We start from the raw sequence: 14,099 nt of genomic DNA on the forward strand, positions 1-14,099 counted from the left end.
AGCGTCCGTTCTACGCTGGATGCTGTGACGGACACCGAAGTGACGGACGTGACTGATGTGACGGGTGCCGGGCGTGCGGCGCCGACCGGGCCCCAGGCGTGGGCCTGGACCACGGTCGCCACACGCGTCGGCCCCCTGGGACTCGCGGCGACGGAGAAGGGCCTGCTGTGCGTCGCCTTCCACGCCGACGCGGCGACGGCGGCCGACACGGTCGCCCGGCTGACCCGCCGCCTCGGCTCCGGCCCCGTCCCGCCGCCCTGTGCGGCGCACGAGGTCCTCGCCACGGCGACGGCCGAGCTGACGGCGTACTTCGACGGCCGGCTGCGGACCTTCTCGGTCCCGCTGGACTGGTCGCTGACCTCGGGATTCAACCGCCGGGTACTGCGCGAGCTGGCCGCCCACGTCCCCTACGGCACGCTGGCCAGCTACCAGGACCTCGCCGACCGGGTGGGCGAGCGGGGCGCGGCCCGCGCGGTGGGCGTGGCCATGGGCAGCAACCCGCTGCCCGTCGTGGTGCCCTGTCACCGCGTCATCGAGAGCAACGGCGGCCTGGGCGGCTTCGGCCCGGGCCTGGAGACCAAGCGCGACCTGCTGGCCCTCGAAGGAGTACTGCCCGAACCCCTCTTCTGAGGCTCGGCCCATACACCGGAGCGGCCCCTACGCCGCCGACGCCTCCATCAGCTCCACCAGTGCGCTCACCGGGTCCTCGGTGGCCGGCCCCGTCGGCCACCAGACGGGGGTGGGGGCCGGGGGGTCGGCCTCGTAGGGGTACCAGCGGCCGTCGTGGCCGTAGCGGAGCTGGATGCCGCGGGCTTCGTCCGTGAGGTGGTTGTGGCGGGGGCGGAGCGGGGGGAGGCCGGCGGCGGTGAGGGTGGAGCGGGCGCGGTCGAAGGGGCCGGCCGGGGGGTCCCAGGGGGTTTCGAGGACGGACAGGCCCTCCGGGCCGCCCTGACGCCAGGCGGCCACCGCGCGGGCCACGTCGGTGGGCGTGCGGCCGGTGCCCGCCGCGAGGGCGCGGTAGAGGGCCCGGGTGGCGGAGGTCAGACCGGAGGTGGGGTGGGCGGCGGCCAGGCGCACCGCGTCCTGCCAGGGGGTGAGGTCCGGGAAGGGCGCACCGCCGGTGGTGAGGAAGGTGTGGGCCCGGGACACCGCGTCCGCGGCGAGGAATTCGAGGAGGTCCGGGTCCAGCGGCAGGCCCTCCGCGTCGGGGAGCGCCGGCGGCCGGCCGGGGTGGGCGGGCACGGGCAACGGCGGAGGCAGCGGCGGGCGTCGGGTCGCGGACAGGGCCGCGCGGGCGCTGACCCCGGTGGGCGGGGCGGCTGCTTCCCGGGCCGCGTGGACGGCGTTGCGGCGGGCGAGGTCGTCGAGGAGTTCCCGCTCGTCCCGGCCGCGCATGAGCAGCAGCAGGAAGGAATCACCGTCCAGCAGCCGGGCCGTCTCGTAGCAGAGGGCTGCCGCGTGCTTGCACGGGTGGCCGCGGTCGGGGCAGGTGCAGTGCGGGGACAGGTCACCGGGGCCGGGCAGCAGTCGGACGCCCGCGGTGGTGGCCGCGTCGGCCAGGGCGTGCGGCATGCCCTTGTCGAGAAGCGCCGCGAGGTGGTCCGGGTGGTCCGCGACGGCGTCCAGGAAGCGGTCCCAGTCGTCGTCGGAGAGCGTCCGGAGCCCGATGCCCGTGCGGTACGGGCGTGAGCGGCTGCCCTCGACCCGGGCCGTGACCCGGCCGGGAGCGACCGTGATGTCACGGACATGGCCCCCGCGGGCGTAGAGACGGCCCCGGGAGAGACGGCCCTCGTCGAGGGACATGGTCTCCAGGGCCTCGGTCCACGCGCGGCCCCACCAGGACGTGGCGCCGGTCATGCCGGCCTCCGCAGGGCCACCAGGTCGGCGAGCTCGGCGTCGCTCAGCTCGGTCAGCGCGGACTCGCCGCCGCTCAGCACCGCGTCGGCCAACGCCCGTTTGCTCTCCAGCATGTCGGCGATCCGGTCCTCGACCGTGCCCTCGGCGATGAGGCGGTGCACCTGGACCGGCTGTGTCTGCCCGATGCGATAGGCGCGGTCGGTGGCCTGCTCCTCGACCGCCGGGTTCCACCAGCGGTCGTAGTGCACGACGTGGCCCGCCCGCGTGAGGTTCAGGCCCGTGCCGGCCGCCTTCAGCGACAGCAGGAACACCGGCACCCCGCCGGACTGGAACTCGTCCACCAGCTCCTGGCGCCGGGCGACCGGTGTGCCGCCGTGGAGCAGCCGGGACGGCACGCCGCGCGCCGTGAGGTGGGCGGAGAGCAGCCTCGCCATCGAGACGTACTGGGTGAAGACCAGGACGGAACCGTCCTCGGAGAGGATCGTGTCCAGCAGTTCGTCGAGGAGCTCCAGCTTGCCCGAACGCCCCGTCAGCCGGGCGGTGTCCTCCTTCAGATACTGGGCCGGGTGGTTGCAGATCTGCTTGAGGTCGGTCAGCAGCTTCATCACCAGGCCGCGACGTGCCATCCCGGCGGCCTCCTCGATGTGCGTGAGGGTCTCCCGCACGACCGCCTCGTAGAGCGCGGCCTGTTCGCGCGACAGCGGGACCGGGTGGTCGGTCTCCGTCTTCGGCGGCAGCTCCGGGGCGATGCCGGGGTCGGACTTCCTGCGGCGCAGCAGGAAGGGCCGCACGAGCCGGCCGAGACGCTCCGCCGCGTCCTCCCGCTCGCCCTGGTCCTCGCTCTCGATGGCGCGGGCGTGGCGGGCGCGGAAGTTCTTCAGGGAGCCGAGCAGGCCGGGGGTGGTCCAGTCCAGGAGCGCCCACAGCTCGGAGAGGTTGTTCTCCACGGGGGTGCCGGTGAGGGCGACCCGGGCGGGCGCGGGAATGGTCCGCAGGGCGACGGCGGCCCGGGAGTGCGGGTTCTTGACGTGCTGTGCCTCGTCCGCCACGACCAGGCCCCACGGGTGCTCGGCGAGCAGGGCGGCGCTGGCGCGCATCGTGCCGTAGGTGGTGAGGACGAAGCCGCTCGTCATCGCGTCCAGTGCCCGGCCGGTGCCGTGGAAGCGGTGGACGGGGACGCCGGGCGCGAAGTGCTCGATCTCGCGCTGCCAGTTGCCGAGGAGGGAGGCCGGGCAGACCACCAGGGTCGGGGGCATGGTGCCCGCCGAGCGCGACGCACGGTGCAGGTGCAGGGCGATGAGCGTGACGGTCTTGCCGAGGCCCATGTCGTCGGCGAGGCAGCCGCCCAGGCCGAGCGAGGTCATCAGGTCCAGCCAGGCCAGCCCGCGCAGCTGGTAGTCGCGCAGCGTCGCGTGCAGCCCGGGCGGCGGGGCCACCGGCCGCGCCTGGCCGGTGATCCGGTCGCGGAGGGCGGCGAGCGCTCCCGTCGGTACGACTTCGGTACGCTCGCCGTCGATGTCGGCGGTGCCGGTGAGGGCCACCGACAGGGCCTCGGCGGCGTCGAGGCGGCCGAGGCGGCGTGCGCGCGCCTTGCGGACGAGCGCGGGGTCCACCAGCACCCATTGGTCGCGCAGGCGCACCACGGGCCGGTGCGCTTCCGCGAGGGCGTCCATCTCCTCCTCGGTGAGCGGGGCCCCGCCCAGCGCGAGCTGCCAGCTGAACTCCAGGGCCCGCGCGGTGTCGAAGAAGGCGGGCTCGTCGGACGCGGTGCCCGGTGCCATCCGGACGACCGCCGTGGCGGTCAGCCCACGGGCGAGCTCCCGGGGCCAGTGCACGGCGATGCCCGCGGCGGACAGGCGCCGCGCGACGGGCCCCAGCAGCTCGTACAGCTCCTCCTCGGCGAGGGGCAGGACATCGGGCACGGGCCGGTCGAGGAGACGGGCGAGCGGTGGCCAGAGGCGGGCCGCGCGCCGCAGGGCGAGGACCGTGTCGATGCGGCTGCGTGCACCGAAGTGCTCCCCCGCCCGTCCCGCCCACAGCTCGGCCGCGTCGGTGAGCAGGGTCGGGTCGACCAGGCTGTGGACCTGTACGACGACCGTCGCGTGACCGCCCTCGTCATCGAGGTCGTGCGCCCCCAGGTCCAGGCGCAGCGAGATCCGCACCCCCGTGTCGGCACCGGTCGCGGCCTCGGCGCACCAGGCGCTCAGGGCCGGTGAGCCGGGCGGGCGGGACGGGCGGCCCGGTGCCGCGTAGAGGTCTCCGGCCGCGTGGGCGGCGGCGGGCGTGCGGGGCAGGCGGTCGGTGACGGCGTCGAGCAGCTCCCGCACGAGCCCCTCCGGGGCGGGCAGCCGCAGCGGGCCGGAGCCCGGTAGCGGCACCGCGTGGGCCTCGGGCGGCATGGCGGCGGCGATCGCCCGGAGGTGCGTGAGGTCGTCGGCGTCCAGCGGGCCGGCCCGCCAGGCGTCATGCCCGGCCGGGGTGAGTCCCGGCCGGAAGCGGCCCCGCGCGACGAGGCCCATCGCGTGCAGCACGGCCGCTCCCCAGCACACGGTCGCCGGGTGGGCGTACGGGTCGTGCCGGGCCCGGGCGAGGAGCGGCACGGCCTGGTCCAGGGGCAGCACGACGGCGGGCACGGTGTGCCGCCGGACACCACGGCCGTGGGGGCGCACGACCGTGAGCTCGGCGGGCGTCGTCCCCGTCGGGTCCGCCCCGGATGTGCTGCTCGTCGCCTCGGGCAGGGGGCCGCCGTCCGGGCGCCAGAAGGCGACCGTGGTGGCCCTCGGCGGGTCGGCGGGCAGCAGCACCGCGGCGCAGCGGGCCAGCGGCTCGCTCCGCGGGGGCCCGGGCGCGGCCGGGCCGTGGTCGGCCCGTGCCCGTGAGGGCAGTCCCTGTGCCACCCGACCATCACCTCGCCCGTCTCGTGCCGCTCACCGCCGCCTGATCGGGTGATCGCCGGGCTTCCGCGGCACTCGCCCGATGGCAAGGACCGAGTCTACGGAGAGGCACTGACATCACCGGTCCACCGCCGTCGGCGGCCCTCACCGACCACGAAACGACCCGGTACGTCCACTTTCCCCCCCTTCCCGCGCCGGGTGGATCCTGGGCAGTGGGAGATGAGTGCCATGCGTACGGGCAGCGAACCGGTGACCGCGCGGAGTCCGCTGCGGTTGCGTTGCGGGCTGGCCCTGTGGGGGCTGCTCTGGGCCGTGGCGGGGACCGTGCTCTTCGCGGCGGCGGGGCAGCCCGGGTGGGCGATCGCCTGCGCGGTGCTGATCGCGGTGACCGCCACCGATTTGATCATGGTGGTGCGGCACATGCGCCAGGGCCCGCACTACCAGCCGGGCCGGGACGTCCCGCCCTACGAGCCCGTCCGGAAGCCGCGCCGGCGGTAGGGAAGCCCTCGCGGGCGCCTATTCGGCGTGGTGCGCCGACCGTGCGAGCAGGTCCGCCCAGACCTTCGCGACCTGCGCCGTGAGTGCTTCGAGCGGGCCGTCGTTGTCGATGACGAGATCGGCGACCGCCAGCCGCTCCTCACGGGTCGCCTGGGCGGCCATCCGGGCGCGGGCCTCGTCGGGCGTCATGCCGCGCAGCCGGACGAGGCGGTCGAGGCGGGTCTCCTCCGTCGCGTCGATGACGATGACCAGGTCGTAGAGGGGCGCGAGGCCGTTCTCGGCGAGGAGGGGCACGTCGTGGACGACGACGGCGTCCGGGGCCGCCGCCGCTTCGATCTCGGCGGAGCGGGCGCGGACGAGGGGGTGCACGATGGCGTTGAGCGCCGCGAGGCGGCCGGTGTCGGCGAAGACGATCGCACCGAGCTTGGGCCGGTCGAGGGCGCCGTCGGCCGTGACGATGCCGGGGCCGAACTCGGCGACGACGGCAGCCAGTCCGGGCGTTCCCGGCTCGACCACCTCCCGCGCGATGCGGTCGGCGTCGACGATCACCGCCCCGTACGCGGCGAGGAGCCGCGACACCTCGCTCTTGCCCGATCCGATACCGCCCGTGAGGCCCACCTTCAGCATGGGCCCCACGCTATCGGCCCGGCCGTCAACGGCCGCCGTCGCCCTCCCTGTCGGCGAGGAAACGCTCGAATTCCGCGCCCAGTTCATCGGCCGAGGGCAGTTCGACCGGCTCGGCGACGAGACTGCCGCGCGTCTCGGAGCCGGCCACCGCGTCGTACTGGTGCTCAAGGCCCCGGACGAGCGCGACGAGCTCCTCGTCCCCCTCGTCGATCTGCCGCTCGATCTCCTCCTGGGTGCGCAGGGCCTCGGTCCGCAGGGCGTGCGCGGCGTTCGGCAGGACCAGGCCGGTGGCGGCGGTGACCGCCTCCAAGGCGGTCAGTGCGGCATCCGGGTAGGGCGAGCGGGCGACGTAGTGCGGGACGTGGGCGGCGACACCCAGGACGTCGTGGCCGGCTTCCGCCAGGCGGTACTCGACGAACGACTCGGCGCTGCCGGGCACCTGTGCCTCGTCGAAATAGCCACGGTGACCGGGCATCAGGTCGGTGCGGTTGCCGTGCGGGGTGATGCCCACGGGCCGGGTGTGCGGGACGCCCATGGGGATGCCGTGGAAGTTGACCGACAGTCGCACGCCCAGCCGCTCCACCAGCTGCCGGACGGCCGCCGCGAACCGCTCCCACTCGACGTCCGGCTCGGGGCCGGTCAGCAGCAGGAAGGGCGCGCCCGTCGCGTCCTGCACCAGATACAGCTCGATCTTCGGCGTCTCGTAGGCACTCCAGTGGTCCCGCTCGAAGGTGAGCAGGGGGCGGCGCGCCCGGTAGTCGATGAGCCGGTCGTGGTCGAAGCGGGCGACGACCTGGTGCGGCAGACCGTCCAGCAGCCGCTCGACGATCTGTTCGCCGGTCTCACCGGCGTCGATGTAGCCGTCGAAGTGGTAGAGCATGACCAGACCGGCCGTGTCCTGGGCCAGGGCCAGGTCGGCCACGGCGAGCCCCTTGGGCTCCCATTCGTACAAACCCTGCGGATCCAACACAGTGACCGTTCCTCCTCATGTTCCGTATCAGGGAACGCCCGTGGAGGTCCGGCTCATTCCCGTCCGCCCTGGTGACCCGGACGAAGAGACGGGTCGTCATGAGGCGAGGGTCGCCTCATGAGGTTGACGGGGCATCAGGAGTCACCAGGGGAGCAGGCAGGCAGTGGGCCGATCGCGCCCCTGTCCCGCGCTACCCAGGGCCCGCCCCACCGTGCCCCCCGGACAGCAGTAAGGCCCGCTCCCCAAGGGGAACGGGCCTTACTTCAGTCAGCTGTCAGCTGCTGCCGGTCAGAGCCTCAGCTCTGGCCGCCGGCAAGCTTCTCGCGGAGCGCGGCGAGCGCCTCGTCCGACGCCAGGGCGCCGGAGTTGTCGGCCGACTCCGAGGAGTACGAACCGCCGGAGACGTTGCCGCCGCCGGTCGAGGAGGAGGCACCGGCCGGAGCGGCAGCGCCCTCGGCAGCGGCCTGCTCGTCGGCCTCGCGGGACTTGATGACCTGCGCCTGGTGCTGCTCGAAGCGCTGCTGCGCCTCGGCGTACTGGCGCTCCCACTCCTCGCGCTGCTTCTCGTAGCCCTCGAGCCAGTCGTTGGCCTCGGGGTCGAAGCCCTCGGGGTAGATGTAGTTGCCCTGGTCGTCGTAGGACGCGGCCATGCCGTACAGGGTCGGGTCGAACTCGACCACGGACGGGTCGGCACCGAAGGACTCGTTGGCCTGCTTCAGCGAGAGGCTGATGCGACGACGCTCGAGGTCGATGTCGATGACCTTGACGAAGATCTCGTCGTTGACCTGGACGACCTGCTCCGGGATCTCCACGTGGCGCTCGGCCAGCTCGGAGATGTGGACCAGGCCCTCGATGCCCTCGTCGACGCGCACGAACGCACCGAAGGGAACGAGCTTGGTGACCTTACCCGGGACGACCTGACCGATCTGGTGGGTCCGGGCGAACTGCTGCCACGGGTCTTCCTGCGTCGCCTTGAGCGACAGGGAGACACGCTCGCGGTCCATGTCGACGTCGAGAACCTCGACGGTGACTTCCTGGCCGACCTCGACAACCTCGGACGGGTGGTCGATGTGCTTCCAGGAGAGCTCGGAGACGTGGACGAGACCGTCGACGCCGCCGAGGTCCACGAACGCACCGAAGTTGACGATCGAGGAAACGACGCCGGAGCGGACCTGGCCCTTCTGCAGGGTCGTGAGGAAGGTCTGACGGACCTCGCTCTGGGTCTGCTCCAGCCAGGCACGGCGGGACAGGACCACGTTGTTGCGGTTCTTGTCCAGCTCGATGATCTTGGCCTCGAGCTCCTTGCCCACGTAGGGCTGGAGGTCGCGGACGCGGCGCATCTCGACCAGGGAGGCCGGGAGGAAGCCACGGAGGCCGATGTCGAGGATGAGACCACCCTTGACGACCTCGATGACGGTACCGGTGACGATCCCGTCCTCTTCCTTGATCTTCTCGATCGTGCCCCAGGCACGCTCGTACTGAGCGCGCTTCTTGGACAGGATGAGACGACCTTCCTTGTCCTCCTTCTGGAGAACCAGGGCCTCGATCTCGTCGCCGACCTTGACGACCTCGTTCGGGTCGACGTCGTGCTTGATCGAAAGCTCGCGGGAAGGGATGACGCCTTCGGTCTTGTAACCGATGTCGAGCAGGACCTCGTCCCGGTCGACCTTCACGATGACGCCGTCGACGATGTCGCCGTCGTTGAAGTACTTGATCGTCTCGTCGATCGCGGCGAGGAAGGCTTCCTCGTTACCGATGTCGTTGACCGCAACCTGCGGAGTGGTGGCGGTGGTCTCGGTGCTGCTCGTCATGTGGGAAAGGGCTCCGGTACGGACAGTGAGTCGTAGGTACTGCTACGCCGAGAGCCCGTATCGCACCGCCGAAGCCGGACAGCCTTGGAGGGGCTCGTTTCCGAAGGCTTCGGACGAATCCGAAGACACCGGGAGCACCTCGACAACCGAGGGGACATACAACAAGTGCGAGCGCGGCCTGCTAGGTCTGAGGCGCGCAGGCCCGCAGCGCAACTTGTAGCATACGGGGGCAGCCGGACAGGGTCAATGCGCGAAGGCGCACACCCGGGATGAAACACCCCATAACCGGCACAACTCATGTGTCGCGAGGCCACGGAGGCCCCGCCGCAGCCCGTAGCTTCCGCTCGGGTGAAGACGAAGAGACTACTGCCAAGGGCGCCACGGTCGAAATGATCCAAGAATACGAGCCGGAAGCGACACGGCGGGAGAGCGACGAGGCGGAGAGCAGCCGGGCCAGCCGGGGCTGGTGGGACCGCAACGCGGACGAGTACCAGAGCGAGCACGGCGGCTTCCTCGGGGACGACCGCTTCGTCTGGGGTCCGGAGGGCCTCGACGAGGCCGAGGCGGCGCTGCTGGGCCCGGCGGACGGCCTCAAGGGCCTCGACGTCCTGGAGATCGGCGCGGGCGCTGCCCAGTGCTCGCGCTGGCTGGCCGCCCAGGGCGCGCACCCGGTGGCCCTCGACCTCTCCCACCGCCAGCTCCAGCACGCCCTGCGCATCGGCGGGGACGTCCCCCTGGTGGAGGCGGACGCGGCAGCACTGCCCTTCGCCGACGGCTCCTTCGACCTGGCGTGCTCGGCCTACGGCGCGGTGCCCTTCGTCGCCGACCCGGTACGGGTGATGCGGGAGGTGCGGCGGGTGCTGCGCCCCGGCGGCCGGTGGGTCTTCTCCGTCACGCACCCCATCCGCTGGGCGTTCCCGGACGAGCCGGGCCCCGAGGGCCTGTCGGTGGCGGCCTCCTACTTCGACCGCACCCCTTATGTGGAACAGGACGAGACCGGCCAGGCCGTCTATGTGGAGCACCACCGCACCCTCGGTGACCGGGTGCGCGACGTGGTCGCCGGCGGTTTCCGCCTGATCGACCTGGTCGAACCGGAATGGCCCGCCTGGAACCACCAGGAGTGGGGCGGCTGGTCCCCGCTGCGCGGCAATCTGATCCCCGGCACGGCGATCTTCGTCTGCGAGCGGGACTAGGACCTGTCCGGGCAGGCCCTGGGGGAAGCCCGGGGCCCGGGCGCGGGCGCCGCTGGGCGAGACTGGGCCGTGTGATCCGCACCGAAGCCCTCGACCGCCTCCCCGTACGGACCGTGCTGCCCGCGCTGACCCGGGCGCTGGACGAGCACGGCGTGGCCGTGCTGTGCGCACCGCCGGGAACGGGCAAGACGACGCTGGTGCCGCTGGTGCTCGCCGGGCTTCCCGAACTCACGGACCACGACGGGCCGCACGCGGACGCGCCCGTCCGGCGTGTCCTGGTCGCCGAGCCGCGCCGGATCGCCGCGCGGGCCGCGGCGCGGCGCATGGCATGGCTGCTCGGCGAGACCGTGCCGGGCGGCGGGTCCGGCGGCTCGGCGGGCGGGCGGGTCGGCTTCACGGTCCGCGGGGAGCGCCGGGTCGGGCCGCGGACCGTGGTCGAGGTGGTCACGACGGGCGTGCTGTTGCAGCGGCTCCAGCGCGACCCCGAGCTGGCCGGGGTCGACGTGGTCGTCCTCGACGAGTGCCACGAACGCCATCTCGACGCCGACACCTCGGCCGCCTTCCTCCTCGACGTACGCGCCACCCTCCGGCCGGATCTACGGCTCGTCGCGGCCTCCGCCACCACCGACGCGGAGGGCTGGGCACGGCTGCTCGGCGGTGCGCCGGTCGTTCAGGCGCAGGGCGTCTCCCATCCGGTGGAGGTGGTGTGGGCCCCGCCGGAGCGGCAGGTCCGCCCGCCGCACGGCATGCGGGTGGACCCCGCCCTGCTGGAGCACGTCGCGGGCGTCGTGCGGCGGGCGCTGCGCGAACGCGACGGGGACGTGCTGTGTTTCCTGCCCGGCGTCGGGGAGATCGCGCGGGTCGCGGGGCGGCTGGGCGGGGCCGAGGCCCTGGGCGCCGAGGTGCTCCAGGTGCACGGCCGGGCTCCGGCCGCCGTGCAGGACGCGGTGCTGGCGGGCGGTTCGGGGGGCCGGCGGGTAGTGCTGGCGACCTCGGTCGCGGAGTCGAGCCTGACCGTGCCGGGCGTGCGCGTCGTGGTCGACGCCGGACTCGCGCGGGAGCCGCGCACGGACCACGCGCGGGGGCTGAGCGCGCTCACGACCGTACGGGCGTCCCGGGCGGCGGCCCGGCAGCGCGCGGGACGGGCGGGACGTGAGGCGCCGGGCGCGGTGTACCGCTGCTGGGCGGAGGCGGACGACGCGCGGCTGCCGAGGTTCCCGGCGGCGGAGATCACGGTGGCGGATCTGACGGCGTTCGCGCTGCAGGTCGCGTGCTGGGGCGACCCGGACGCGTCGGGCCTGGCGCTGCTCGACCCGCCGCCGTCCGGTGCGATGGCCGCCGCGCGGGACGTGCTCGTGGCGACGGGCGCGGTCTCGGCGGACGGCCGCCCGACGGGGCGGGGCCGGCGGATGGCCCGGGTGGGTCTGCACCCCCGGCTGGCGCGGGCTCTGCTGGACGGCGCGCGGGAGGTGGGTGCGCGCCGGGCGGCGGAGGTGGTCGCGCTGCTGAGCGAGGAACCGCCGCGGGAGTACGGGGACGATCTGGCGGCCGCGTGGCGTTCGGCGCGGCGCGGCGGCGACGCGTACGCCGCACGCTGGCGTGCGGAGGCCCGGCGGCTGGAGGGCGCGGCCCAGGGCGCCCGGCCGGACGAGCCCACCACCGGCGAGGACCCTGGTGGCACGGGTACCCCCCGTACCGACGACGCCGTGGCCGGGCTGATCGCCGCGCTGGCGTTCCCGGAGCGGGTGGCGCGGGCGCGGGGCGAAGGGGCGTATCTCATGGCGTCCGGTACGGGCGCGGAGCTGGGCGAGGGGTCGCGGTTGCGCAGCGCGCGCTGGCTCGCGGTGGCCGTGGCGGACCGGCCGGTCACGGCCGCGTCGGCGCGGGTGCGGCTCGGCGCCGTGATCGACGAGGGCACCGCCCGGGCGGCGGCCGCTGCGCTTCACGACCGGTGCGAGGAGATCGTCTGGTCGGAGGAGCGGCGTGATGTGGTGGCGCGTCGTGTCGAGCGGCTGGGGGCGCTGGAGCTGGCCGAGCGTCCGCTGCCGTCCCCCGACCCCGAGCGCGTCGCGGCGGCTCTGCGGGAAGGGCTGAGGCGCGAGGGGCTGGGGTTGTTGCGCTGGACGCCGGAGGCGGTCGGTCTCCGGCAGCGGCTGGCGTTCCTGCACGGTGCGGTGGGCGCACCGTGGCCGGATGTGTCCGACGCGGCCCTGCTGGAGAGCGCGGACGACTGGCTCGGCTGGGATCTGGGCCGGGCCCGCAAGCGGGCCGATCTGGAGCGGCTGAACGCCGGCACCGCACTGGAGCGGCTGCTTCCGTGGGCGACGGGCGACGCCGCCCGCCTGGACGAGCTGGCCCCCGAGCGGATCGAGGTGCCGAGCGGCTCCCGGGTGCGGGTGGACTACGGGGGCGAGCAGCCCGTGCTGGCGGTCAAGCTCCAGGAACTGTTCGGCTGGCAGCAGACGCCGAGGCTGGCGGGCGGGCGTGTCCCCGTCCTGGTGCACCTGCTGTCGCCGGCCGGTCGCCCGGCGGCCGTCACGGCGGATCTCGCGTCGTTCTGGCAGGACGGCTACCGGTCCGTACGTGCCGAGCTGCGGGGCCGCTATCCCCGGCATCCGTGGCCGGAGGACCCGTCCACGGCCGCGCCTACGCGCCGGACGAACGCTCGTCGGTCCGGCACGTAGGTGCGGGGGTGGAAGACCGGAGGGCGGGGCCGGACAGGCCCTAGGGGCGGGCGGTCAGGGGAGGTACCTCTCGATGGCGGCGGAGCCCTGTTCCTCCATGAGGCGCTTGGCCGCCTCGACCCGCTCCGGCGTGACGTCCCTGCCGGATGCCATGACCAGGTCCTCGGGGTCGAACGGCCGCTCTCCCCCGGTGTAGAGCTGCCGGGGCCTGGATGCGGTGGACTGGTCCTCTGGACTCTCCTTCACGGTGAGCCTCCTTGGTCGGCGTGCCCCCGCCGGGGGCCCGGCGCTTCGGGTTTCCCTCCATCCTGTGCCCGTTGCCCGGCAAACGCACGACGATCTCGCCCCGGATTTCAGGCCCCGCCCCGGCCGGGGCGGCGGGAGCGGGCTTCGAGGGCGACGGACAGGGCCAGCAGGACAGCGCCGAGGGCGAGGAAACCCCAGGGAAGGTACGTGGTGAGCAGCAGGACCAGCTGCCGCTGGGACTTCACGAGCCGGGCCGTGTCGTCGGCGTAGTCGGGGCGCAGCTTCACATGACCGGCGAAGGCGGTGATCGGCTTCTTCTCCGGGTGACCGGTCCAGCGCATCTGCGTGTGGTGGCGTTCCTCGGCGTTGACGGGCGCGCCCGTGGTGGGCTCCACCCAGAACATGCGCGTGGTCGTGTACCAGTTCTCCAGGCCGAGCTGCCGGACCGTGTCGGGGCTGATGCCGAGCGGCAGCGTCCGGGGCAGCGGGACCTTGGTCCAGGGCACGGTCTGCTCGAAGTAGTAGACCTCCATCCCGCGGTAGGTACGGGTGCCCTTGTAGTGGATGGGCGCGGAGGTGCGGGTCTGCATGTCGAAGTACCGGTAGTCGCGCTTCTCGACGAGGAAGGGCCACTTGTACGCGATGCCCTCGCGGCGTACGGGGGTGCCGTCGACGTGTTCGCCGCCCGCGTGCACGGGCTGCTGGGTGTGTCCGTCGAAGACATAGCGCTCGGGGATCCGGGAGACCATCTTTCCGTCGGGCCCGGCGATATAGGTGAGGGTGTCCCAGACGACGGCGTCGCGGCCGGTCTCCTTCTTGACCTTCCTGGCCTGTTCCACATTGCCCTTGAGGGTCTGGATCACGGTGACCTTGGAGACCGTCTTGGGTTCGAGGGTGGCGTAGTCGACGAGGGTGGCGTCCTTCGCCTCGGTGACGACCGCCTGGTACCGCCCGGCGGGAACCTTCGCCAGCCGGGGAAAGGCGTACCAGCGCAGCAGCGGCGACAGGGCGGCGAAAAAGACGGCGAGGGCGAGGAGCACCAGGCTCGCTTTACGGCGCATGGGGCCTCCTCTCCTACGGGTGCGCGGGAGGGGAGGTCAGCAGGGGCTTCGGCGAGGTCTCGCCGTCGGGCGGGCCGACGGCGGTGAGGGTGACGACGAGCGCGAGGGCGGCGGCCAGTCCGATGGCCGCGGCGGCCAGTGCGCGCATGCTCGGCCTCCCGGAAGCTGATGGGGCGTCAGGGTAAGGGGGTGCGGGCACCGTAGCAACGCCGGACGGAGATGAGAACCCGTGCCGCCGAGGCGACTCCCCCCACAGGC

Annotated in this window: 12 protein-coding genes; 4 read left to right on the forward strand and 8 right to left on the reverse strand. The window is 73.6% G+C overall.

Annotated features, from left to right (window positions below):
* Positions 1-57 precede the first annotated feature (57 nt).
* Positions 58-630, forward strand: a complete 573-nt coding sequence (locus AB8O64_RS09260; protein WP_370423827.1) for a methylated-DNA--[protein]-cysteine S-methyltransferase — start codon at positions 58-60, stop codon at positions 628-630.
* Positions 631-657: 27 nt separating this feature from the next.
* On the opposite strand, the gene AB8O64_RS09265 is transcribed toward AB8O64_RS09260, so the two are convergent.
* Both AB8O64_RS09265 and AB8O64_RS09270 read right to left on the reverse strand, forming a co-directional pair.
* Positions 658-1,857 (reverse strand): SWIM zinc finger family protein, encoded by a 1,200-nt coding sequence (locus tag AB8O64_RS09265; RefSeq protein WP_370418718.1) that lies wholly within the window; start codon positions 1,855-1,857, stop codon positions 658-660.
* Complete coding sequence (locus AB8O64_RS09270) at positions 1,854-4,754, reverse strand: DEAD/DEAH box helicase (protein ID WP_370418719.1); 2,901 nt, start codon at positions 4,752-4,754, stop codon at positions 1,854-1,856. The genes AB8O64_RS09265 and AB8O64_RS09270 overlap by 4 nt, the downstream gene beginning before the upstream one ends.
* Before the next feature lie 225 nt (positions 4,755-4,979).
* Between AB8O64_RS09270 and AB8O64_RS09275 the strand changes: the two genes are divergently transcribed.
* Positions 4,980-5,249, forward strand: coding sequence for a DUF6343 family protein (locus AB8O64_RS09275; RefSeq protein WP_356450996.1), 270 nt, complete (start codon positions 4,980-4,982; stop codon positions 5,247-5,249).
* 18 nt (positions 5,250-5,267) lie between these two features.
* On the opposite strand, the gene coaE is transcribed toward AB8O64_RS09275, so the two are convergent.
* The 3 genes from coaE to rpsA all read right to left on the reverse strand — a co-directional run bounded on the left by coaE (position 5,268) and on the right by rpsA (position 8,657).
* Positions 5,268-5,876 (reverse strand): dephospho-CoA kinase, encoded by a 609-nt coding sequence (gene coaE / locus AB8O64_RS09280; protein ID WP_370418720.1) that lies wholly within the window; start codon positions 5,874-5,876, stop codon positions 5,268-5,270.
* A 25-nt stretch (positions 5,877-5,901) separates the two neighbouring features.
* Positions 5,902-6,846, reverse strand: a complete 945-nt coding sequence (locus tag AB8O64_RS09285) for a PAC2 family protein (RefSeq protein WP_356450788.1) — start codon at positions 6,844-6,846, stop codon at positions 5,902-5,904.
* A 296-nt stretch (positions 6,847-7,142) separates the two neighbouring features.
* Positions 7,143-8,657 (reverse strand): 30S ribosomal protein S1, encoded by a 1,515-nt coding sequence (gene rpsA / locus AB8O64_RS09290; RefSeq protein WP_130877236.1) that lies wholly within the window; start codon positions 8,655-8,657, stop codon positions 7,143-7,145.
* Positions 8,658-9,046: 389 nt separating this feature from the next.
* On the opposite strand from rpsA, the gene AB8O64_RS09295 reads away from it, so the two are divergent.
* Complete coding sequence (locus tag AB8O64_RS09295) at positions 9,047-9,850, forward strand: class I SAM-dependent methyltransferase (protein WP_370418721.1); 804 nt, start codon at positions 9,047-9,049, stop codon at positions 9,848-9,850.
* Between the two features lie 71 nt (positions 9,851-9,921).
* On the forward strand, positions 9,922-12,534 hold the full coding sequence (hrpB, locus tag AB8O64_RS09300; RefSeq protein WP_370418722.1) for an ATP-dependent helicase HrpB: 2,613 nt from the start codon (positions 9,922-9,924) through the stop codon (positions 12,532-12,534).
* A gap of 54 nt (positions 12,535-12,588) precedes the next feature.
* Here the strand turns inward: hrpB and AB8O64_RS09305 are convergent, their stop codons facing one another.
* From AB8O64_RS09305 to AB8O64_RS09315, 3 genes are all read right to left on the reverse strand, one after another.
* Positions 12,589-12,780: a hypothetical protein gene (locus tag AB8O64_RS09305; protein ID WP_356450794.1), complete on the reverse strand. Its 192-nt coding sequence runs from the start codon at positions 12,778-12,780 to the stop codon at positions 12,589-12,591.
* A 107-nt stretch (positions 12,781-12,887) separates the two neighbouring features.
* Complete coding sequence (locus AB8O64_RS09310) at positions 12,888-13,841, reverse strand: DUF3068 domain-containing protein (RefSeq protein WP_370418723.1); 954 nt, start codon at positions 13,839-13,841, stop codon at positions 12,888-12,890.
* Between the two features lie 13 nt (positions 13,842-13,854).
* Entirely contained in the window at positions 13,855-13,989 is a 135-nt protein-coding gene (locus AB8O64_RS09315) for an SPW_0924 family protein (protein ID WP_370418724.1), read from the reverse strand.
* Positions 13,990-14,099: the final 110 nt, after the last annotated feature.

Origin of the sequence: Streptomyces sp. QH1-20 (assembly GCF_041283565.1) — a bacterium.
In the GTDB taxonomy this organism is placed as follows: domain Bacteria; phylum Actinomycetota; class Actinomycetes; order Streptomycetales; family Streptomycetaceae; genus Streptomyces; species Streptomyces syringius.

Coding starts and splice junctions, on each gene's coding strand:
- AB8O64_RS09265 (WP_370418718.1), bottom strand. CDS start 1,857: ATGACCGGCGCCACGTCCTGGTGGGGCCGCGCGTGGACCGAGGCCCTG.
- AB8O64_RS09275 (WP_356450996.1), top strand. CDS start 4,980: ATGCGTACGGGCAGCGAACCGGTGACCGCGCGGAGTCCGCTGCGGTTG.
- coaE (WP_370418720.1), bottom strand. CDS start 5,876: ATGCTGAAGGTGGGCCTCACGGGCGGTATCGGATCGGGCAAGAGCGAG.
- rpsA (WP_130877236.1), bottom strand. CDS start 8,657: ATGACGAGCAGCACCGAGACCACCGCCACCACTCCGCAGGTTGCGGTC.
- AB8O64_RS09295 (WP_370418721.1), top strand. CDS start 9,047: ATGATCCAAGAATACGAGCCGGAAGCGACACGGCGGGAGAGCGACGAG.
- AB8O64_RS09310 (WP_370418723.1), bottom strand. CDS start 13,841: ATGCGCCGTAAAGCGAGCCTGGTGCTCCTCGCCCTCGCCGTCTTTTTC.
- AB8O64_RS09315 (WP_370418724.1), bottom strand. CDS start 13,989: ATGCGCGCACTGGCCGCCGCGGCCATCGGACTGGCCGCCGCCCTCGCG.